General features: G+C 71.0%; 21 protein-coding genes. 10 read left to right on the plus strand and 11 right to left on the minus strand.

The window, feature by feature from the left end:
- Positions 1–81: 81 nt before the first annotated feature.
- The 3 genes from ACZ4NB_RS22765 to ACZ4NB_RS22775 all read right to left on the minus strand — a co-directional run bounded on the left by ACZ4NB_RS22765 (position 82) and on the right by ACZ4NB_RS22775 (position 4,421).
- Positions 82–2,319: a trehalose-6-phosphate synthase gene (locus ACZ4NB_RS22765; RefSeq protein ID WP_467664174.1), complete on the minus strand. Its 2,238-nt coding sequence runs from the start codon at positions 2,317–2,319 to the stop codon at positions 82–84.
- A 152-nt stretch (positions 2,320–2,471) separates the two neighbouring features.
- Positions 2,472–3,398 (minus strand): carbohydrate kinase family protein, encoded by a 927-nt coding sequence (locus tag ACZ4NB_RS22770; RefSeq protein ID WP_467664175.1) that lies wholly within the window; start codon positions 3,396–3,398, stop codon positions 2,472–2,474.
- Positions 3,399–3,518: 120 nt separating this feature from the next.
- On the minus strand, positions 3,519–4,421 hold the full coding sequence (locus ACZ4NB_RS22775) for a helix-turn-helix domain-containing protein (protein ID WP_467664177.1): 903 nt from the start codon (positions 4,419–4,421) through the stop codon (positions 3,519–3,521).
- A gap of 154 nt (positions 4,422–4,575) precedes the next feature.
- Here ACZ4NB_RS22775 and ACZ4NB_RS22780 point away from each other — a divergent pair, with 154 nt between their 5' ends.
- Positions 4,576–4,947, plus strand: coding sequence for a cupin domain-containing protein (locus ACZ4NB_RS22780; protein WP_467664178.1), 372 nt, complete (start codon positions 4,576–4,578; stop codon positions 4,945–4,947).
- A gap of 171 nt (positions 4,948–5,118) precedes the next feature.
- On the opposite strand, the gene ACZ4NB_RS22785 is transcribed toward ACZ4NB_RS22780, so the two are convergent.
- Both ACZ4NB_RS22785 and ACZ4NB_RS22790 read right to left on the minus strand, forming a co-directional pair.
- Positions 5,119–5,754: a hypothetical protein gene (locus ACZ4NB_RS22785; RefSeq protein ID WP_467664180.1), complete on the minus strand. Its 636-nt coding sequence runs from the start codon at positions 5,752–5,754 to the stop codon at positions 5,119–5,121.
- A 410-nt stretch (positions 5,755–6,164) separates the two neighbouring features.
- Positions 6,165–6,761: a TetR/AcrR family transcriptional regulator gene (locus ACZ4NB_RS22790; RefSeq protein WP_467664182.1), complete on the minus strand. Its 597-nt coding sequence runs from the start codon at positions 6,759–6,761 to the stop codon at positions 6,165–6,167.
- Between the two features lie 61 nt (positions 6,762–6,822).
- Here ACZ4NB_RS22790 and ACZ4NB_RS22795 point away from each other — a divergent pair, with 61 nt between their 5' ends.
- Positions 6,823–7,548, plus strand: a complete 726-nt coding sequence (locus tag ACZ4NB_RS22795) for an alpha/beta fold hydrolase (protein WP_467664184.1) — start codon at positions 6,823–6,825, stop codon at positions 7,546–7,548.
- 22 nt (positions 7,549–7,570) lie between these two features.
- Here ACZ4NB_RS22795 and ACZ4NB_RS22800 read toward each other — a convergent pair whose 3' ends face one another.
- Entirely contained in the window at positions 7,571–8,302 is a 732-nt protein-coding gene (locus tag ACZ4NB_RS22800; RefSeq protein WP_467664186.1) for a class I SAM-dependent methyltransferase, read from the minus strand.
- 451 nt (positions 8,303–8,753) lie between these two features.
- On the opposite strand from ACZ4NB_RS22800, the gene rho reads away from it, so the two are divergent.
- A complete protein-coding gene (rho, locus tag ACZ4NB_RS22805) occupies positions 8,754–9,995 on the plus strand; it encodes a transcription termination factor Rho (protein ID WP_467664188.1) in 1,242 nt (413 codons plus the stop codon).
- Positions 9,996–10,189: 194 nt separating this feature from the next.
- The gene (locus ACZ4NB_RS22810; protein WP_467664380.1) at positions 10,190–10,774 is read left to right on the plus strand and encodes a DinB family protein; all 585 of its coding nucleotides are present in this window, start codon (positions 10,190–10,192) and stop codon (positions 10,772–10,774) included.
- Positions 10,775–10,954: 180 nt separating this feature from the next.
- Here the strand turns inward: ACZ4NB_RS22810 and ACZ4NB_RS22815 are convergent, their stop codons facing one another.
- Positions 10,955–11,500 carry a DoxX family protein gene (locus ACZ4NB_RS22815; protein ID WP_467664190.1) on the minus strand — a complete coding sequence of 182 codons (546 nt, stop codon included), beginning with the start codon at positions 11,498–11,500 and terminating at the stop codon, positions 10,955–10,957.
- A 487-nt stretch (positions 11,501–11,987) separates the two neighbouring features.
- On the minus strand, positions 11,988–12,227 hold the full coding sequence (locus ACZ4NB_RS22820) for a chaplin (RefSeq protein ID WP_467664192.1): 240 nt from the start codon (positions 12,225–12,227) through the stop codon (positions 11,988–11,990).
- 299 nt (positions 12,228–12,526) lie between these two features.
- Between ACZ4NB_RS22820 and ACZ4NB_RS22825 the strand changes: the two genes are divergently transcribed.
- Together ACZ4NB_RS22825 and ACZ4NB_RS22830 are read left to right on the plus strand one after the other, a co-directional pair.
- Positions 12,527–13,204 (plus strand): AIM24 family protein, encoded by a 678-nt coding sequence (locus ACZ4NB_RS22825; protein WP_399148456.1) that lies wholly within the window; start codon positions 12,527–12,529, stop codon positions 13,202–13,204.
- Positions 13,205–13,330: 126 nt separating this feature from the next.
- A complete protein-coding gene (locus tag ACZ4NB_RS22830) occupies positions 13,331–14,098 on the plus strand; it encodes a ribonuclease H family protein (RefSeq protein ID WP_467664194.1) in 768 nt (255 codons plus the stop codon).
- A gap of 25 nt (positions 14,099–14,123) precedes the next feature.
- Here ACZ4NB_RS22830 and ACZ4NB_RS22835 read toward each other — a convergent pair whose 3' ends face one another.
- Positions 14,124–14,981 carry a helix-turn-helix transcriptional regulator gene (locus ACZ4NB_RS22835; RefSeq protein ID WP_467664196.1) on the minus strand — a complete coding sequence of 286 codons (858 nt, stop codon included), beginning with the start codon at positions 14,979–14,981 and terminating at the stop codon, positions 14,124–14,126.
- A 148-nt stretch (positions 14,982–15,129) separates the two neighbouring features.
- On the opposite strand from ACZ4NB_RS22835, the gene ACZ4NB_RS22840 reads away from it, so the two are divergent.
- Positions 15,130–16,359: an MFS transporter gene (locus ACZ4NB_RS22840; RefSeq protein WP_467664198.1), complete on the plus strand. Its 1,230-nt coding sequence runs from the start codon at positions 15,130–15,132 to the stop codon at positions 16,357–16,359.
- A gap of 49 nt (positions 16,360–16,408) precedes the next feature.
- Here ACZ4NB_RS22840 and ACZ4NB_RS22845 read toward each other — a convergent pair whose 3' ends face one another.
- Positions 16,409–16,714 carry a TetR family transcriptional regulator C-terminal domain-containing protein gene (locus ACZ4NB_RS22845; protein ID WP_467664381.1) on the minus strand — a complete coding sequence of 102 codons (306 nt, stop codon included), beginning with the start codon at positions 16,712–16,714 and terminating at the stop codon, positions 16,409–16,411.
- A gap of 56 nt (positions 16,715–16,770) precedes the next feature.
- Here ACZ4NB_RS22845 and ACZ4NB_RS22850 point away from each other — a divergent pair, with 56 nt between their 5' ends.
- Both ACZ4NB_RS22850 and ACZ4NB_RS22855 read left to right on the plus strand, forming a co-directional pair.
- A complete protein-coding gene (locus ACZ4NB_RS22850; protein ID WP_467664383.1) occupies positions 16,771–17,016 on the plus strand; it encodes an agmatine deiminase family protein in 246 nt (81 codons plus the stop codon).
- Between the two features lie 201 nt (positions 17,017–17,217).
- Entirely contained in the window at positions 17,218–18,612 is a 1,395-nt protein-coding gene (locus ACZ4NB_RS22855; protein ID WP_467664200.1) for a tetratricopeptide repeat protein, read from the plus strand.
- 7 nt (positions 18,613–18,619) lie between these two features.
- On the opposite strand, the gene ACZ4NB_RS22860 is transcribed toward ACZ4NB_RS22855, so the two are convergent.
- Positions 18,620–19,273 carry a TetR/AcrR family transcriptional regulator gene (locus tag ACZ4NB_RS22860; protein WP_467664202.1) on the minus strand — a complete coding sequence of 218 codons (654 nt, stop codon included), beginning with the start codon at positions 19,271–19,273 and terminating at the stop codon, positions 18,620–18,622.
- Positions 19,274–19,369: 96 nt separating this feature from the next.
- Here ACZ4NB_RS22860 and ACZ4NB_RS22865 point away from each other — a divergent pair, with 96 nt between their 5' ends.
- Positions 19,370–19,774 carry a DUF4345 domain-containing protein gene (locus ACZ4NB_RS22865; RefSeq protein WP_467664203.1) on the plus strand — a complete coding sequence of 135 codons (405 nt, stop codon included), beginning with the start codon at positions 19,370–19,372 and terminating at the stop codon, positions 19,772–19,774.
- Positions 19,775–19,783 lie beyond the last annotated feature (9 nt).

The raw sequence follows: 19,783 nt of genomic DNA on the forward strand, positions 1-19,783 counted from the left end.
GATACCCGCTGTTCGGGCGCGCGCACCGCGCACTTCGCCGCGCGGTGGGGGAGCGGTGCGGTGCATGGGGCCCCTGTACGGTCAGCGCATGACGGCCTCTTCTGCAGTCGCCGTAGTCGCCGCGCTGGGCTCGTTCGCCCCGCCCGTCGTCTTCACCGTCTCCCTCGGCGGCCGTGGGATGGCGCCGATGATCTGGCGGGCCCAGCGGGTGGGTGTCTGGTCGTCGAGGAGGGCGGCGAGTCGGGTGATGTGGGCCAGGCGCTCCGAAGGCGTCATGGTCAGCGCGCGGTGCAGGGTGCCGACGAGGTCCTGGGGGGAGCGCGGGTCGGTGAGCAGGGCGGCGGCGCCCAGTTGGGAGGCCGCTCCGGTGTGGCGGGAGAGGACGAGCACCCCGGACCGGCCGGTGGCGGCATGGCTGGCGATGAACTCCTTGGCGGTCAGGTTCATACCGTCCTGCAGGGACGTCACCCAGAACACGTCCGCGCTCAGGTAGTGGTCGACCACCTCACCGAAGGACAGGGCGCGGGGGAGGTATTCGACGGGTTCCCAACCTCCTGTGCGCCAGCGGTCGTTGAGATCGGCGATGGCGCGCTCCAGGGCGGCGCGGGTGCCGTCGTGCACCCGGATCCCCGGTTCGGGCGGCGGGCACACCAGACGGAAGCGCAACGCGCCGCACAGTTCCGGGTGCTGGGCGAGCAGGATCGCGATGGCGCGGACCTTTTCGAGCGGCGCCTTGGCGTAGTCGAGTCGCTCCACCGACAGGATCAGGGCCGGCCCCGGCCGCGCCGCCGGCACCCCGCGCGTACGGGCCAGCTCCTCGACGGCCCGCCGGTCGATGCCCAGCGGGTGGACGCCGGTACGCGGTGCTCGACGGGCCCCGGCCAGCGCCTGCCGGAAGTGGTCGGCGAACTCGGCGGTGTGGAAACCGGCCCAGTCCAGGCAGGCGAGGGAGTCGCGCAGCTGCTCGGCGGTGGGGATACGGGCGAAGGCGGCCGGCGGCGGGAACGGCGTGTGATGGAACAGCCCCAGGTGCAGATCGGGCCGCGTCGCGCGCAGGATGCCCGGCACGAGCCAGAGGTTGTAGTCGTGCAGCCAGACCGTGGCGCCGCGCGCCGCATGGGCGCTCACATGGTCGGCGAAGCGCGCGTTGAACGCCTCGTAGTGCCGCCAGGCCGAGGCGCGGTAGCGCATCCGGTCGGGCTGGGACATCAGCGCGGGCCAGAGCGTCTCCTTGCACGCGCGATGGAAGTACTCCGTCCACTCGGCGGCGGCCACCGGCAGGAACGCCAGCGGCAGACCGGTCCGGTGCGGCAGACCGGGGCGGGCGGGCAGACCTGGACGGGTGGGCGGATCGGGAGGGGTGCCCGTGTCCTGCGGAGCGTCGTCCTCGACCAGCGCCGTGGCCCACACGGCATCGGGACCTTCGGCGCTGAACAGGCCCTGCAGCGTGGGCAGCACGCCGTTCGGGCTCAGCGGCTGCTGCCACTGTCCGCCGGCCCATCGCACCGGCGGACGGTGGTAGCCGACCACGAGGGGGCGAGCACGCTCGATCCAGCCCAGGCTCTCCAGCGCCGACAGGATGCCGGCCGCCCCCGGACGCTCCGGCCGGTGGACGTCCGCACGGTCGGGGATCCGCTCCCGAAGTGCCGCCTCCGCATTGCTCATCAGCACACCCCGTGCGCCGAGCTGGAACAACGACAGGTCGTTGAGCGAGTCCCCGGCCACGAGGACCGAGTCCATCCGCCACCGCTGCCGACGGGCGAGCAGCGCCAGGGCGTTGCCCTTGCTCGCCCGGGCCGGCAGGACGTCGAAGTAGCGGTCCGCCGAGTACGTCCATCCGCAGCCCAGCTCCCGCACGGCGTCGGTGATCGCTTCGGAGAGCTGCTCGGGACGCAGGAAGAAGGAGCAGCGGCCCTCCTGGACCACCCCGTCCTGATAGACGAGTTCGGGAAAGCGTGCCAACCGCTCCCGTACGCACCGCTGCCCCGGCCAGCCATCACGCAGCCGGTCCTGCAGCGGGCCGACGCCCGTGCGGTCGCTGCCGTCGATCACGCTCGCGCCGACGTCCGCGATGATCCAACGGGGGGAGGGAACGAGCGGATCGCCGCGCAGGATCCCCTCGACGGACGGCAGGGAGCGGCCGGTCGCGAACACCACGGTCAGTTCCGGGTGCCGGTCGAGCGCCTGGCGCAGCCGCCGGCGGTCGGTGCGGTCGCCGCCGAGCAGCGTGCCGTCCAGATCGGTGACCAGCACCCGGTCACCGGCACCCCCGGCCGACGGCTCGGGCGAAGCCTGCTCGTCCGACACCAGCGCTGCCATGTTTCCCCCGTTGTCGTTGGGCGCGTCTGCGCGGTACGGGTCGGTACTCCGGCTGTGCGGGCCCGCACTCCGCCGCGCCGGTCTGCTCTTTGCGGCTCCGTACGGCCCGTCGCTGCTGTACGGCCCGTGTGTGCCGTACGGAGGCGGCCGCGCTACGGGGAGAGACGTGCGAGCCACCGCTCCAGCCCGGCCGCGTCCAGCGCGCCGCCCGAACCCGCCGCGGTGACGGACGCCGCCCCGCAGACGACACCGGCGGCCAGACACTCGGCGAGCGTCCCGCCCGCGAGGCGGCGATGGACGAAACCCACGTTGAAGCAGTCACCCGCGCCCGTGGTGTCCACCACGTCCACCGGCAGCGACGGCTGCGCGATCCGTACGCCGTCCTCCGCGGCCACCGCGCCCCGGCTGTCCTGCTTGATCACCACGGTGCGCACCAACCCCGCCAGCACCTCCAGCGCCTCCTCGACGGACCCGGTCCCGGTCACCCGCAGCGCCTCCGCCGCGTTGGGCGCGAAGACGGCAACCTGCCCGAGCGCCTTGGCCACCTCGGGGACATCGACGCTGCCGGGGTAGTCCTGGCAGTCCATGAACACCTCCGCCCCCACCCGCGCGGCGGCGTCCAAGGCGTGGGACACCGCGGGTCCGTACTGCAGGAACGGCAGCATCACCAGCGCCGGCCGGCAGGTCTCGATCAGCTGCGCCAGCGGAGGGGCGACGACCGGTTCCTCGTACGAGACCATCGCCCGGTCGCCGGGCCGGGACAACGCCGTCGTCACATTGGGCAGCGGTCGCGCATGGCGCCGAAAGGCCCGCTCGTCCAGCCCCTCGTCCCGCGCCGCCGCGAGCACCTCCAGACTGAACGGGTCGTTGCCGAAGTCCGCCGCCCATACGACCTCGCGGCCCAGCCGCCGCAACCCCATGGCCAGGGTGAACGCCCCGCCGGGCACCATGCTGAAGCCCTCGGCCCACACTTCCTTGCCGTCCGCAAGGGGTCCCGTCAGCCCCCGGTACACAAGATCGACCGAGTACGCCCCGGCCACCAGCACCGGGCCGCCGGTCACGTCCTGCCCATGCGTCATGGCGGGACTGTAGGCACACCACGCAGCGCATCGGGCCGATAACCCTGGGAGATGGCCGAAATGACGGCGCTTCAGCTCCCCGTAACGCCACGGTCGGCCAAAACACCCCTCCCGGCGCCCTCACACCGGGCCGCTGCCGCGCGCGGCGGCGTAGCGGCCCGGCGTGGTGCCCACATGGCGGGTGAAGTGCCGGTTCAGATGCGCCTGGTCATGGAATCCGACGGCCGCCGCGACCTCGGCCGGCCGGCGGCCGTCGAGCAGGAGCCGACGGGCCCGGTCGATGCGTCTGCCGGTCAGGTAGGCGTGCGGCGGCAGCCCGTAGGTCTGCTTGAAGCAGCGGATGAGATGGGTGGGGTGGGCGTGCAGAGTGGCGGCGGCCTCCTGGAGGGAGATCCCGGAGGGTATCCGGGAGTCCAGCAGCTCCCGCAGCTCGGCAGCCAGCCGGTTCGCCTCACGACCGGGCGTACGGGGCCGAAGCGCGTCGAGGCGGCCGGGTGGGGCGAGGTGAAGGCGCAGCCGTTCGCGGATGAAGGCCAGCCGGGATTCGGCTTCGAACACGGCGTCTTTGCTGCTCCCTCCGGCCCGGAGCCGGCCCTTGGGCCCGTCGTCGGCTGCGGTGCCGGCGTCGCCGAGGGCGGTGTGCAGTTGGTGGATCCGACGGCGCAGCAGCGCATCGTCGAGGACCGGGCCGTCCACCGCACTGCCGGTCAGGTGCTCCGGCAGCACGGTCAGGTCCAGGTAGAGCACGCGCTTGCGGAAGCCCGTCTCGGTGACCGTCCGGCCGTCATGCGAGACACCGGGAGGCAGCAGAACGACCTTGCCGGAACCGGTCGCTCCGTGACGGTGCCGGTCGAGGGCGAAGTCGACCGATCCGTCATCGAGGATCATCAGATCCCAGGTGTCGTGGGTGTGGGACGGATAGGCGTGATCGGTGAAGTGTGCGTGGAGGACCTCGGAGATACCCGGTACCGACGGCCGCCAGGCGCTGATCGTGGTGGGAGGCGGGCCCGAAGCTGCTGTCATGCCAGGAACGTACAAGATCGCAAGGGACCGGGCGCGGCAGGCTGACAGCTCATGACGCTCGCGCACAGCGATGCCTCATGACGACGCTCACGATGCCCGGAGACGAACGCCCTCCGGGTGCGCCGACCTGCCCGCCCTGCGAAAGGACCTGGCGATGCCGCAGCCTCCCGTACCGGTCGATCTGGCCGACAAGCTCGCGCAGTTCAACGACCTCTGGTCACAGAAGAAGGTGGCCGACCTCAACGACTACGAGGTCAAGCTCGCCAAGTTGAAGGGGGAGTTCATCTGGCACCGCCACGAGGACACCGACGAACTGTTCCTGGTCATCAGCGGCCGCCTGACCATCCAGCTCAGGGACGGCGATGTGGTGCTCGGGCCCGGTGAACTGTTCGTCGTTCCGCGTGGCGTCGAACACTGCCCACTCGCGGACGAGGAGACCGCCGTCCTGCTGCTCGAACCCGCCGGGACGCTCAACACCGGTGACGCGGGCGGCCCGAGGACCAAGGCGGCCCAAGCTCTTGACTAGGGCCCATCGGACAGGCCCTAAGGGCTGTCCCTGGGCGAGACCTTCGGCGGGAGTCCGCCACGAGGAACCTCCCGGCCCCATGGGGTGGGCCGGGAGGCATCGGGCCGGCTGCTCGGCCGGTCCGCTCTCACGTCATCCGCGCCCGCCGTCGGGCGGTCGCGGCTGCCGTGATCAGCGCTTCACGACGAACGCCCGGCCCTTCTTCGACTCGGCGGAGCAGGAAGCCTTCTCCGACGCGGTCATCTTGCGGGTCTTGACCGTCACCGCGTTGCTCTGCCCATCCGTGCCGTTGGGCGCGGGACCCGTGACGGTGTCCGGCACGAACCAGTAGTAGTGCCCCCACTTGGGGCTGTCGTAATGGGTCTGCCAGGTGCCCGAGACGGTCTGCATGACCTGTGCCCGCGAGATCCAGCCCACCTCGCCCGGCTTCACCGTCATGTTCAGGGAGCTGTTCTCGGTGTGCGAGCTCGACCAGGTGTGGCTGTACGTCGCGGTCACACTCAGGTCGATCAGACCGGCGATCTTCCCGCCGGCCGTGACCGAGACGCCGGCGCTGTCCGTCGAACCCACCGTGTCCGCCCAGCCCATCGACTGCGTGGCGTCCGAAGTGCTGCAGTTGTAAAGGGAGTTGGAGACCTGCCGGAAATCGCCCAGGTAGGCTTTGCCGAGCGTGGGCTCGTTGAAGCTGCACTTCCCCTCGCCGGAGGCGCAGTCGGCTATGAGCTGCTCCCGGGTGGGGCCGTCGTCTGCCGCGGCGGGTACGGTCATCGCGGCGACCAGTCCCAGCGCGGCCGTGGACAGTGCCATCAACCGGCTTCCGTACCGGATCGTTCTGCCGTTCCTCTTCGTCATCTTGGTGTTGCCTCTCGTGCTTCTCGCCTATTTCACACACGGCAGATGGAAGCGACAGTTCCGGAGGGAATGTGGTGCATGTCGCGTCCGCCGCTGTTGCGTTCGAGACTGGTGTGAAAATTGATTCAACTACACCAAGAGTCGGTAAAGTTGTAGTTGATGGTGAAACAGTCCCTTTGGGGGGAAACGAAACGGAGGCCGCGTCAGTTTTCGGCGGTTCTCGCACGGGTCCTGCTCAGGCCCTCTTCAGGCCCTCTTCAGGCCCTCTTCGGGCCCTCTTTGGACCCCCCTTGAGCCCTCCTTGGGTCCTCTTCAGGCCCTTCCCGGAGTCCGCTTCGCGGGAGGTGTTCTCGTGAGAATCCCTCTCACCGCCGGGCAATGGACGCGCCGTTGAGCACGGTGCTCACGGCTCGTGGGACGAAGTCCTTCTCCACCGGGAGCTGCCGCAGTACGACGCGGAGCCAGGCGGCCCCGGCCAGCAGGTCCACCAGCAGCATGGGGTCGGCGTCCGCCGCGAGTTCACCGCGGGCGACGGCGCGATCGAAGACGGGGCGCTCGCGGTCGATCCGATCGGCGAAGAAGTCGCGGACATGGCCGGCGAGTTCGGGGCTGTGGGTGACCGCGCCCAGCGCGGAGACGGCGATGTCGGAGCCGGGCGGAGTGGTCAGCAAGGTCACCACTGTGCGCAGCAGTGCCTCCAGGTCGCCTTGGAGGCTGCCGGTGTCGGGGAGTTCGACGTCGAGTCGGCGGGCGCCCGTGAGCGCGGCGCCGAGGAGGGCTCCCTTGGACGGCCACCAGCGGTAGATCGTGGTCTTGTTGACCCCGGACCGCTGGGCGACTCCCTCGACGGTCAGGCCCTCGTAGCCCTTCTCCGAGAGCAGGTCCAGTGTGGCGTCGAAGATCTCCGGTGCCTTCCGGGGGCCGCCGCTTCGCCGCGTTCCGTCGTGTCGTTCCTCGCTCATGAGGAGAGGCTAGCAGAAAAGTGCAACGCAACGTTGCGTTGCATTTGGTAGCGTGCCGAGCATGGAGACCCAAGAAGCCGGGCTGCCCGTCGTCTTCGTGCACGGCACACGCGTCAGCAGCACGATGTGGCAACCCGTTGTCCAAGCCATCGGAACCCGCCACCCCATTGCGGCACCCGACCTACCGGGCCACGGGGTCAGACGCGGCGAGCCGTTCACCCTGTCCGGCGCCGTGGCGGCAGTGGCCGAGGCGGTGGATCGAGTCGGCGGCCGGGCCCTGGTCGCGGGTCTGTCCCTGGGCGGCTACGTCGCGATCGCCACGGCTGCCGCACACCCGGACCGGGTGGCCGGCCTGATGGCGATGGGCTGTACGGCGCTGCCGAACGGACCGCTCGGCGCCGTGTACCGGGGAGCGGCACGAGCGGCGGCCAGGTATCCGGAGGAAGCCAACCGCCTCAGCGCGTTCGCGTTCCGTCACGCGCTGCCCGCCCGTCTGGGGCGAGCCATGGCCGCAGGCGGTCTGAGCTGCGAGATCGTGCCCGACGTCGTGGCGGCCGTGCGCCGGCTGGACCCGCTCGCCGCGCTGTCGGCCTATCCGGGGCCGGTCTGGCTGGTGAACGGCGAACGCGACCACTTCCGCCGCGATGAACGCCGCTTCCTCCACGCCTGTCGCGACGGTCGCCTCGTCGTCCGGCCCGGGTGCGGCCACCTCACCCTTCTCACGGACGCCACGGCGGTGGCCCGGCAGGTCATGGACGCGGCGGCGGTCGTCACCGCTCGCCGGTGAGGCGCGGATGCCCCGTCCGGTCTCACCGGGCCCGGGTCGCCACCACCAACCGGCACCGAGGGCTGCCGTCGGGGCGCAGGCCCAGCTCCGGCAGCGCGTGCAACTCCACCTCGAAGCCGGTCCGGATCAGCTCCGCCCGTACATCGGCCAGCCGGAACGCCCGGTAGTACATGACGAAGGGCGGGCGCCACAGCGCATTGCGGACCCGCATCGCCGTATCGAAGGCCAGGAGCGCCCAGTAGGCAGGCGACCCCGGGCGGGGCGGCGCGCCGATCGGGAAGACGAACCGGCCGCCGGGGCGCAGCACCGAGTGGACCTGCGCGAACAGCCCCGGCTGCTCCTGGGGAAGGAAATGCCCGAACGCACCGAAGCTCACGACGAGATCGAAGACCGGGCCGAAGGGCAGGGCCCGCGCATCCGCCCGTACCCAGTCGATGCGCGGCCCGGTCGCGGTCATCCGTTCACGGGCCCGGCCCACGGCGAGCATCCCCGCGCTGATGTCGACCCCCGTGACCCGCTCCCGGCACACCTGCCGCAGTACGCCCACCCCCGCACCCGTACCGCAGCACAGGTCGAGGCCGCTGTCGAACGGCCCCAGCTTCAGCAGCGCCTGTGACACGGGAGTCAGCACCGACTGCGGGGTCCGGAAGGGGGTGTGGTCGAATTTCGGGGCGAGCAGGTCATAGCCGTGCTCGACGGAGGACAGCGCCTGGACGGCGAGTTCACGGAACGTGGGGCCCTGGGGTGCGAACATCGCGTTCAGCATAGGCTCATCCGCGGCTGGCGGCTGGCGGCTGGCGGCTGGCGGCTGGCGCCTGCGGCCCGCGGCGTCGGGTGGCGCCGGGTGAGGTTCGAAAAGCCTGTCGACGCATCCGCGCCGAGTGCTACAGTGCGTTCGGAGCGCACTTGTGTTCGCCGTAATTCCGGCGCCGGTGCCCAGCTCATCTCAGCGTCGCATGTGCTTCGCAATGCGCATCGCTGATACGCCCTCGGTCAGTCTGTCCAGACGGCCACGGCGACGGCGATCCAGCGCCGGCTCTCTGTCCGGCACCCGCAGTTCTCGCTCCTGCCAGGCAGCATCACCCTCTCTCCGGCCGCGGGTTTCTGCCCGCCCGTGGGGCGTGAAGTCACCGCCCCCTTATCTGCCGGCTCCCCTTGTACCCGCTGTACCGCGTACTCACCTACGTACGTCCCGAGAGGACACCGTGACCACCACCAAAACCGCGCCCAGCGCGCCCACCACTCACTTCACCAAGACCACCAAGGCCACTAACTCCAGCAACGCCAGAAACGCCAGAAACGCCACCCATTCCCTCACCACGGTCGGTCCCCAAGTCGACATCGCCACGCCGGCCGCCGGGATTCTGGATATCGCGAACGCGAAGCAGGAATTCGGCTTTCTCCGGGCGGAGGGGTGCCTCGCCTCGCCCGTAGACGTTCGAGTACCCGCCCCGCTGATCCGCAAGAACGGCCTGCGCAAGGGCGACTTCGTCGTCGGCGGGTGCGGCCGCCCGCGGACGCTTACCGAGGTCGAGACCGTCAACGGTCGCCCGCCGGAGGAATTGCGGGGCCGGCCGCACTTCCGTGATCTCACGCCGCTGCATCCACGACACCGGATGCGCCTCGAAAGCGCGAGCGGCGGCCCGACGTCCCGCATCGTCGACCTGGTCGCCCCGGTCGGCAAGGGGCAGCGCGGACTGATCGTCGCCCCGCCGAAGACCGGAAAGACCGTTCTGCTGCAACAACTCGCCGCCGCCGTCGCCGACAACCACCCCGAATGCCGGCTGATGGTCGTCCTGGTCGACGAACGGCCGGAGGAGGTCACCGAAATGCGCCGTGGCGTACGCGGCGAGGTGCTCGCCTCCACCTTCGACCGACCGGCGAAAGAGCACATCGCGCTCGCCGATCTGGCCGTGGAACGCGCGAAACGGCTTGTCGAGCAAGGAGAGGACGTCGTCATTCTCCTGGATTCCCTGACCCGGCTCTGCCGGGCGCACAACACCGCCGCCGCATCGGGCGGTCGAACGCTGAGCGGAGGCGTGGACGCCGCCGCGCCGTACGGCCCCAAGCGGCTCTTCGGGGCCGCGCGCTGCGCGGAGGAGGGCGGTTCGCTGACCATTCTCGCCACCGCCTTGGTCGAGACCGGATCCCGGGCCGACGACTACTTCTTCGAGGAATTGAAGGGCACCGGCAACATGGAACTCCGCCTGGACCGCGCACTCGCGGCAAAACGGGTCTACCCGGCCGTCAATGTCACCGCCTCCAGCACCCGCCGCGAGGAACTGCTGCTCACCGCAACCGAGTTGATGGCCATGCGTCGAGTGCGCCGGGCCCTCCAGACCGGAGACGGACCGGCGAAATGGGAGGCGCTGCTGGAGAAGGTGCGACACACTCCGGACAATGCGACGTTCCTGCGCCAGGTGCAGGCCACCCTCCCGGACGCATGACCCGACCGATCCACCGCGTGCAAGCCGCCCAAGCCCCCTCGGTCGCCTAAGAGGTTGTCTCACGTGGCACGTTTCGCGAGCTTCTTGCAGCAGGTCAGGGTGTGGCGGCATGGCCAGGCCGCGGCTCTGCCAGTCGTTGCGGACCACGTACGGGATCTTGAGAGCACGAGCAGCCCATGACAGGCTCACGCCGCATGATCGATGAATTCGCGAAGGACAACCTGCACGGGAGACTGCGGCGGGACCGCAAGGCGCTGCTCTGGAAACTCGACGGCTTGTCCGAATACGACGCCCGCCGACCTTTGACAGCGACCGGGACCAACCTCCTCGGCTTGGTCAAACACGTGGCCACCGTCGAGGCCAGGTACTTCGGCGAGGTCTTCGACCGCCCTTCCCCGGAACCGCTGCCCCGGTGGCAGGACTCCGACGGCAGCGATCTGTGGGCGGCCGAGGACGAGACCCGCGATCAGATCATCGGGTTCTACCGGCGCACGTGGGAACACTCGGACGCGACGATCAACGAGCTTTCCCTCGACGCCCCCGGCCACGTGCCGTGGTGGCCTGAGCCTCATCCCAACACGAACCTGTTCGCCATCATGGTCCATGTCCTCGGGGAGTCCATCCGGCATGCCGGGCACGCCGATATCCTGCGCGAGGGCCTCGACGGCCGGACCGGGGTGCGCGCCGAAAACGAGAAGCAGATCGACGAGGAAGCCCGTGCGGCCTACTGCGCGAAGATCGAGCAGGCCGCCAGGTCGGCCGCACCCATCAAGGCGTAGAGGTTGTCTCACGTGACGTGATGTTCGTCGGCATGGTGCCGGTCGTGGGCGCTGATCTATCGAAGCCGGGTTTCCCGCGACGCCGATCCAGTGGCCCCGTGCTCGTTCAAGAAAGCCGATTGCGTGGCGCTTTCCAGCGTGCCTCCGGATCACAGGTTTCACAGGTGGGAATTCTCCGGATCACAGGGCCAAGGTGAGGGCGGCGCCTAGGCCGCCCAGCCCCAGGGCGACGGCGGCACAGGCCCACCCGCCGTCTCTCCAGACGAAGGGCCTGTCGAGCGCGAGGCGGCCGGGGCCGATCGCGGCGACCGCGAGGGCGACGACGGTGATGCACAGCGGATATTCCAGGCCGCCTGACAAGGCCCAGAGGCCCTTGGGGGCGGCGAGAGCCATCGCGTTGATCATTACGCCGATCAGTGCGGCGGCCGCCAGCGGGGTGAGCAGCCCCGCCGCGAGGCCGAGACCGCCGAGGAGTTCCGAGGCCCCGGCGAGGCCGGCGAAGAATTCGCCCGGTCGGTAACCGAGGGCGGCGAATCCCTTTCCGGTGGCGGCGAGCCCGTGGCCGCCGAAGAGCCCGAAGAGCTTCTGGGCGCCGTGGCCGGCCATGATCAGTCCTACGCTCAGGCGGAGCAGCAGCAAGCCGACATCGGCTGCCGTGAGTGGGGGAGACCGGAGTCCGTTGGGCTCGGATTCGGCGTCCGGACGTGGCTCGGCGAACAGTTTCATGACGGTGTCGCTTTCCGCACCGGCGCGTCCTGTGGTCGCGGTGCCGGACACCGGCGCCGCGACCACGCGACGCGCCGGTGCGCTCAGGGTGAGGAAAGCCGGGTGGATGACGAGCCGAATCAGGGGTGAGCGGTGGCGGTGAGGGACGAGCTGACTACCTGATGTGTCGAGAGGAAGGTCCGGCCCTTTACAGTCGATCGTGCTACGCGAGAGGGCGCTTGCCTAGGGGTAACTGCGTGAGCTTTCACATCAGAGCCATGGGATAGGGCTATGTGCCCTCTCCATGCAAAGAGGGTGAACGGGAGAAGGTTTTAGGGGTAAAGCAGTGTGTGCGGTCGCGAATTCCGTCCGGGGGAAAGGGGGAGGTCCCAGGCAGGGCAAACGAAGAGCGGGCCCTCGGGAAGGGAAACCGAGGGCCCGCTCGGCCGGCCCACGGCTTTTCCGGGACGGGCTGCTCGCCTCGGAAAAGCCGTGGGCCGGCAATGCGTCAGTCGTTGACGCAGGTGTTGCCGAATGTGGGGTTCAGCAGTCCGACGATGTTGAGGGTGTTGCCGCAGACATTGGCCGGAACATGGACGGGGATCTGGGTGGTGTTGCCGGAAAGGACACCGGGCGAGTGGAGCGAGGCGCCCTGTGCGCCGCTGTCGGCGGAGGCCAGGCCGGCCCCGCCGAGGACGACGGCGCAGGCGCCGGCGGTCAGGAGGGCGCTCTTGATCCGGTGAGCCATCGATCGGTCTCCCTACTGGTGAAGGAAGCGGCTCCTGGGCGATGCGGCCCCGTAGGGACACCTCGCACCACGGCTGTGAGCCGCTCTGTGCGTACACCGATGTGGATTCCCCGCCGAATCCCGCTCCAGAGGCACCGGCCCCGAAGACCAGACTTCCAGGTGTTTTCGCGGCCGGAGTTGACGATCTGCCGTACGAACGGGCAATGGGTGCGCAGCCGAAGACGGGGCAGGAGCGCATCGGTTGCTCCCGGCCGTCATTTCCGGTTGGTGCGGCGGCAATGCGGCCTACCATGACGGCCATGAACAGTGCTCTTTTTGCCTCGGAGAACATGGCGATACCGGCGACCGCGCCCGGTATGACGCAGCAGAACGCGAAGTCGATCAAGTATGCGCTGGACGGGGAGTGTTACGCCCGGCAGGGTGCGATGGTCGCCTACCGCGGTGACCTGCAGTTCGAGAAGCAGGGGCAGGGCGTCGGCAAGTTCCTCAAGCGCGCGGTCACCGGTGAGGGGCTGGCGCTGATGGCCGTACGGGGCCGTGGTGAGGTGTGGTTCGCGCATGAGGCCGCGAACTGCTTCATCATCGATCTCGCCCCCGGTGACGGCCTTTCCGTCAACGGCCGCAACGTGCTGTGCTTCGATCCGTCGCTCTCCTACGAGATCAAGGTGGTCAAGGGCGCCGGTATGGTCGGCGGCGGTCTCTTCAACTCCGTTTTCAGCGGCCAGGGCAAGCTGGGTGTCGTGTGCGAGGGAAATCCCATCGTCATCCCCGTGTCGCCGCAGTCGCCGGTTTTCGTCGACACCGACGCCGTGGTCGGCTGGAGCAGTAGCCTGCAGACCACGCTGCACCGTTCGCAGAGCCTGGGCTCGATGCTCCGGGGCGGCTCCGGTGAGGCCGTTCAGCTCCGCCTCGACGGGGAGGGCTTTGTGGTCGTACGGCCGAGCGAGCTCCGCCCGGAGAAGGCCGCCGGCAACTGATCGGGCGCGCAGCGCAACGCGTACGGACGGCGCTGCCGGCGGCCCCACCGGCGGTCCCGCCGACCGGCGCCGCTGCCGACGGGCGCTCCTGGGGGCGCGACTTCGCCCCGGGAGCCGCCGCCTGGCATGATCGCGCGCATGGCTGAACGCGTGATCGCCGCATGTGACGGTGCTTCGAAGGGAAACCCCGGGCCCGCGGGCTGGGCCTGGGTCGTCGCCGACGACGGGGAGACCGTCCAGCGCTGGGAGGCCGGTCCGCTGGGCACCGCGACGAACAACGTCGCGGAGCTCACCGCGCTGGAGCGCCTGCTGGCGGCCACCGACCCGGCCGTTCCGATCGAGATCCGGATGGACTCCCAGTACGCGATGAAGGCCGTCACGACGTGGCTGCCCGGCTGGAAGCGCAAGGGGTGGAAGACGGCCGCGGGCAAGCCGGTGGCCAACCAGGAACTCGTCGTACGGATCGACGCCCTGCTCACGGGGCGCGAGGTGGAATTCCGGTACGTGCCCGCGCACCAAGTGGACGGCGACCGGCTCAATGACTTCGCCGACCGGGCCGCGAGCCAGGCGGCCGTCGTCCAGGAGGCCGCGGGCAGCGCGCTGGGGTCCGCGGAGCCGCCGCCCGCGCCGGACGCCGTGCGGCCCGCGCGCCGCCGTACCACCGGTTCGGCGACGAAGACGGCCTCCGCGACCGCTTCCTCGTACCCGGCCGCCTCCAAGACGGCCTCTTCGCCGCGGCGCCGTACCTCGGGCAACTCCACGCGGACCCTCAACGCCAAGTTCCCCGGCCGCTGCCGGTGCGGGCGGTCCTACGCCGCGGGCGAGCCCATCGCCAAGAACCCGGACGGCTGGGGCCACCCGGCATGCCGCACCGGCGCGGGGGACGACGCGTAGGGCCTGTCCGCGGACCGGGCCGGAATCAGCCGCCCTCCCCGACGAGCCTGTGCACCGCGGCCTCGGTGTCCGTGTCGTCGGGGAGGTAGCACAGGAAGTGATGCCCCGGTTCGTCGAGGTCGGCCAGCTTCACATAGCGCAGGTTCAGAGCGCCCGCCCTGGGGTGTCGGAAGCGGCGGACCGCGGGTTGGTAGACGGCCGTCTCCCGTCGGCCGTACCAGCGGGCCGCGTCCGGGTCCTGGGTGATCTCACGGATGATCTCCGTATACCTGCGGTCCTCCGGACGGCGGGCGGCGGCGGCACGGAACTGGCCCAGGAGTCCGCGCGCTTCGGACTCCCAGTCGGCGAGCAGGGTACGCGCCGGCGGCCAACGGAACACCAGCCACGGCAGATTGCGCCGCTTCGGGGGAAGGCGCGCGGGGTCGGTGAGCAGTGCGGCGTAACCGGCGTTCCAGGCCAGCAGGTCCCAGTGCGGATCGATGACCACGGCGGGGTTCGGCGCTACCGACTCCACCAGGGACAACAGGTTCCGTGAGACAAAGCCCGGCGGGGCGCCGGCGGCCGCGACGTCCTCGACGAACGACAGGACGTGCGCGGTCTCGGCCCCGTCGAGGCACAGCGCCCGCGCCACCGAGCGCAGCACCTGCTCCGACGTACGGACCCGCCCCTGCTCCAGCCACGCGTACCAGGAGGCGCTGATACCGGCCCGTTGGGCCACCTCGTCGCGCCGCAGGCCGGGGGCGCGACGGCGCGGAGCGACCGGCAGGCCCAGTTCCCCGGGCGTCAGCCGCTCCCGGCGTGAGCGCAGGAAGGCGCCGAGCTCCTTGCGTGACGTACTCGCCGGGCCGGGTCCCTCGCCGGCCGGCCGTTCCCTGACGCTCATCGCGCCGACCTCCTTTCTCATCACGCGCGTCGTTCCAGCTCAAAGTGTGAGTGATGGTGATCGCTCGGCGATCAAAAGTGGACGGCGGGGGTGGTGGGCTGGCTGTACAGAGCCCGGGAAGGCGCCGGGCGCCGAAGGGAGTCCTCCCGTGTCCAAAGACCGCTCCGTGTCCACCTCCTCGCCCACCGGGCCCGATCGGCCGACCGAGCCGGCCCGGTCCACCGAACCGGCGCCCGCGCTGCCCGCCCGCTCGCTCCGGCTCCTGCGGGGCGCGGGCCTGATCAGCAACTTCGACCGGTTCTGTATCTCCCCGATGCTGCTGATCATCGCGGACCGGCTCGGTACGGATCTGTCGAAGGTGGCGCTCGCAGCGGGCGGCTACTACCTGGCGTACGGTCTGATGCAGCCGGTCTGGGGGCTGGCCGGCGACCGGTTGGGGCGGATCAGCGTGATGCGGTTCTCCCTCGCCGCGGGTTCGCTCGCCGCGGTGCTCTCGGCGCTCGCCCCGAACGCCGAGACGCTCATCGTGTCCCGTGCCGTCTCGGGAGCCTGCTTCGCCGCCTGCATCCCCGCCTCCCTGAGCCATATCGGCGATGTCGTACCCGCCGAGCGGCGCCAGCGCCCGCTCACCGATCTGATGACCGCCTTCGCCCTGGGCACGGCGCTGGGCACGGTCGTGGCCGGTGCGCTGGCGCACTACGTCAGCTGGCGCGTGGTCTTCCTGCTGCCGGCGCTGCTGGCCGGGTACCTCTCCCGCGCGCTGCGCCACCTCCCCGAACCGGCGCGCACCCCCACCGGGGCCGGCCTGCTGGCACCGTTCCGCATCGTCCTCACCACGCGGTGGATGTGGTACGTCATGGCCGTCGCCCTGCTCGAAGGCGCCGTCATGCTGGGCTTCTTGACGTATCTGGCGCCGGCGCTGGAGGCCCGGGGCGTGCCGGCCGCGGTGGCCGGGGCGGTGTCGGCGCTCTACGGCGTGGGCGCCATGGCGAGCGCGCAGCTGGTCAAGAGGCTCGTGGGCCGCTGGAGCCCCGCGATGCTGATCGCGGCGGGCGGGGCACAGGCCGCCGCGGCCTACGCCCTCGCGACGGTGAGCCGGTCCGTACCGGCCCTGGGAGTCGCTGCGTTGCTGCTGGGCACCGGCTGGTCGTTCCTGCACACCACGGTCCAGGCGTGGGCGACGGCGGCGACGCCGACGGCCCGGGCCACCGGCGTCGCGATGTTCGGCGTCAGCCTCTACGGCGGCAGCGCGCTCGCCGGCAGTCTGACGGCGAGCGCCGCCGCCCACCATGAGTACGGCGCGATCTTCGCGGTCGCCGCCGTGCTGACGATTCCGCTGACTCTGGCGGCCGCCCTCGGGCGTGCCCGCTGGCGCTGACGTCGTGTCGGACGGCGGATCGAGGCGGGGGGACGGGCCGGTCGTCCGGTCACCGCGCCCGTAGTTCCGCCTCGATGGCGCCGCGGAGCAGCTCGTGGGCGCGCTCCAGCGAAGTGCTCCCGCTCAGCCAGCGTTCGCTGAGGCCCTCCACCAGGGCGGTGAGCCGTTCGGCCGCGGCGTACGGGTCGGTGTCGGTGCCGGCCGAACCGGCCGCCCGCACCTGGCCGATGAGCTGGGCGAGGTCCTCGACCCACTCCCTGGTCGCGTCGGCCAGCAGCTCGCGCAGGTCCGGGGCGAAGACGGCGGTGGCGCGCAGCTCGCCCCAGGCCGCGCTGTTCTCCCGTACCTGGGCGATGTCCTGTCCTGGACCGCGCCGCCGACGCCCGGGGGAAGCGGCTGGAGGTCGTCGAGCTGCCGGAGCCGGTGGACATCGGCCGCCGCGGGGACGGCTTCCTGGCCTGCTACGTCAACTACTCCGTGGTCAACGGCGCCGTCGTCATGCCCCGTTTCGGTGACCGGAAGGCCGACGGCAGGGCCGCCGCCATCCTGCGCGAGCTGTACCCGGGGCGAGAGGTCGTCCCCCTGCCGGTGGAGCACCTCGGCGAGGGCGGAGGGGGCATCCACTGCGCGACCCAGCAGATGCCCAAGGCCGACTGAGGACGCTGCGGGAGAGGTCCGCTCGCGGATTCGCCCCGGGGGCGCCGTTCGGCCATTCGGGTGAAGGGGCCTGACGCGCGTCTTCGGCACGGGGACGATGGCCGGATGCGCGAGCGCCCCGTCTCCGGCGCGGTGGCCTGCGCTTCTCCCGCTGCTGCGCGGACCAGCCCGTCCGGCACCCATGCCACACAGGAGGTATCCATGACCACCGACCGGCACGGCCACACGATGACCGACACCGGCGCCGATGCCGTCGTTCCTTATGAACAGGCCCTGGACGACCTGCTGTTCTTCCGCCCGCAGATCATGGAGACGGCCCGGTCCGTGCTCGCCGCGGCGCCGCGCTCCGTGATGGGGCAGAGCCTGATGGCGTATCTGGGCGTGCTGGGGACCGAGGAGAAGGACGCGGCCGCGGCCCGCGAGGCGTTTGCCGAGTTCCGCTCCGGGCTGGACACCGAGCGGCTCACCCGCCGCGAGCGCATGCACCTGGCCGCCGCCACGGCATGGCTGGACGGCGACCTGCACGGCGCCGGCCGCATCCTCGGCGAGATCTCCATCGCCCATCCGCGCGATGCGCTGGCGCTCTTCGTGGGGCATCAGCACGACTTCCTCACCGGCGACGCCGCCCGTCTGCGCGACCGCATCGGCGGAGCACTGGACGCCTGGGACGAGGACGACCCCCACCACGGGCCGCTGCTCGGCATGTACGCGTTCGGCCTGGAGGAGTCGGGCCACTACGAACGCGCCGAGGAGGTCGGCCTGGCGGCCGTCGCGCGGCATCCACGCGATGTGTGGGCGATCCACGGCGTGGTCCACAGCTACGAGATGCGCGGACGCTTCACCGACGGGATCCGCTTCCTCGACGCCCGTACCGACGACTGGTCGAGCGGCACCCTGCTCACCGTCCACAACTGGTGGCACTACGCCCTCTACGCACTGGAGGCCGGCGACGGCGCCCGGGTGCTGGAGATCTACGACTCCGCCATCCACCACGACGGTTCGGCGGGCATGGCGATGGGACTGCTGGACGCCTCGGCCCTGCTGTGGCGGCTGTACCTTGCCGAGGACGTGCACAGCGCCCGTTGGGAGCGACTCGCCGACGCCTGGGAGCGCCGCCAGGACGGCCCCCACTACGCCTTCAACGACGCCCACGCCGTCATGGCCTATGTGGGGGCGGGCCGCATCGCCCGGGCGCAGCGCCTCGTCCAGGACCGGGAGCGCTGGCTGGCGGCCGAACCCGCCGGGGCCAACCGCGCCATGACCGCCCGGATCGGCCTGCCGGTCTGCCGCGCGCTGATCGCCTACGGGCAGCGGGACCACTCCCGGGCCGCCGATCTGCTGCTGCCGGTCCGCGACCGTCTGCACACCTTCGGCGGCAGCCACGCCCAGCGCGACGCGATCCAGCGCACGCTCGTCGAGGCGGCCCTGCGCGCCGGCCGTACCGAACTGGCCCGCACCCTGCTCAGCGAGCGCATCCAGCTGCGCCCGATCTGCCCGTACAACTGGGCGGCCAAGGCCCGGCTGGAGGACCAGCTGGGCGACCCGGTGCGGGCCGCCGCCGCCCGCGAACGCGCCGCCGCACAGGCGTCGGCCTGAGGGGAGTTCAGCCGCCGGCACCGGTGCGGGTCCCGGCGCCGGCACCGCTGTCCTCGGCCGGGCGGCCGGCCAGGAGCGGGCCGAGGTCCATGACCGGTCCGAGCGCCCCCAGCAGAGCGCCGACACACATCTCGCGCAGCTCGATGCGGGAGAACGCCCGGTGCGTCAGCCAGTCCACGCAGAGGGCGCGGACGAACACCAGCCAGCTCATCAGCGCCGCCGACACCACGTCACCGGGGCCGTCTTTGAGCGCGGTGGTGTCGAGCAGGCGCTGCCGCAGTACGGCCAGTTCGTCGGTGATGACGGCCTGGATCACGGGGTCGCCGGCGAGCACCCGGTTCGCCGCGAGCACGGTGTTGCGGTGCGCGACGAAGTAGTCGATATGCGCGTCGAGTCCGGCGGCCAGCTGCTCGGCCACGGGCACGGCCGGATCGAGGTGCGTCGCGGCCAGCAGCCGGTCCGCGGCCTGCCGGTAGACGGCGGCGAACAGATCGCGCTTGCTGGGGAAGTAGCGGTAGAGGAGCGCGCGGGAGACACCGGCGCTTTCGGCGACGTCCTCCATGAGGACCTCGTCGTACGGCTTCGCCGCGAAGAGCCGCGCTCCGACGTCGAGCAGCTGGTCGCGGCGCTCGGCGGGATCGAGTCGGCGGCGCGTGGTCACGCCGTACACCCTACTTGCTTGACATGTGTCTACTAAGGTCCCTGCTTTCGCCGTTAGTAGGCAGCTGTCTACTAATGGCGGAGGGGTGGTCGGATCATGGTCGGGCTTCTCAAGTGGCTGGTGCTGGTCATGGGGATCGCCTGTGTGGCGATCGGCGCCGTCCACCTCGCTCTCGGGATCGGCTCGGTGCCGGGCGAGGGCTCGGCCGGCGCGACCGTCGACAGCCGGGAGCGCTTCTACGGGGCGGTCTTCCTCGGGTACGGCCTCGCCTGGATCTGGGCGGCCCGGCAGTCGCCGGTCCCGTCGACGGCGGTGCGGTGGCTGGCCGGCATCCTTCTGCTCGGCGGCGCCGGCCGGCTGCTGTCCCTCGCCGTCCAGGGCCGGCCGCAGTGGTTCCAGCTCGTGCTGACGGTCATCGAACTCGCCCTGCCCTGGCTGTACTTCTGGCTGTCGACCGCCGACGAGAAGGCGGTGGCGAGGGTGGCCGGACGGGACCGCTGAGATCGCCCC

Source organism: Streptomyces sp. NPDC026575 (genome assembly GCF_055567415.1).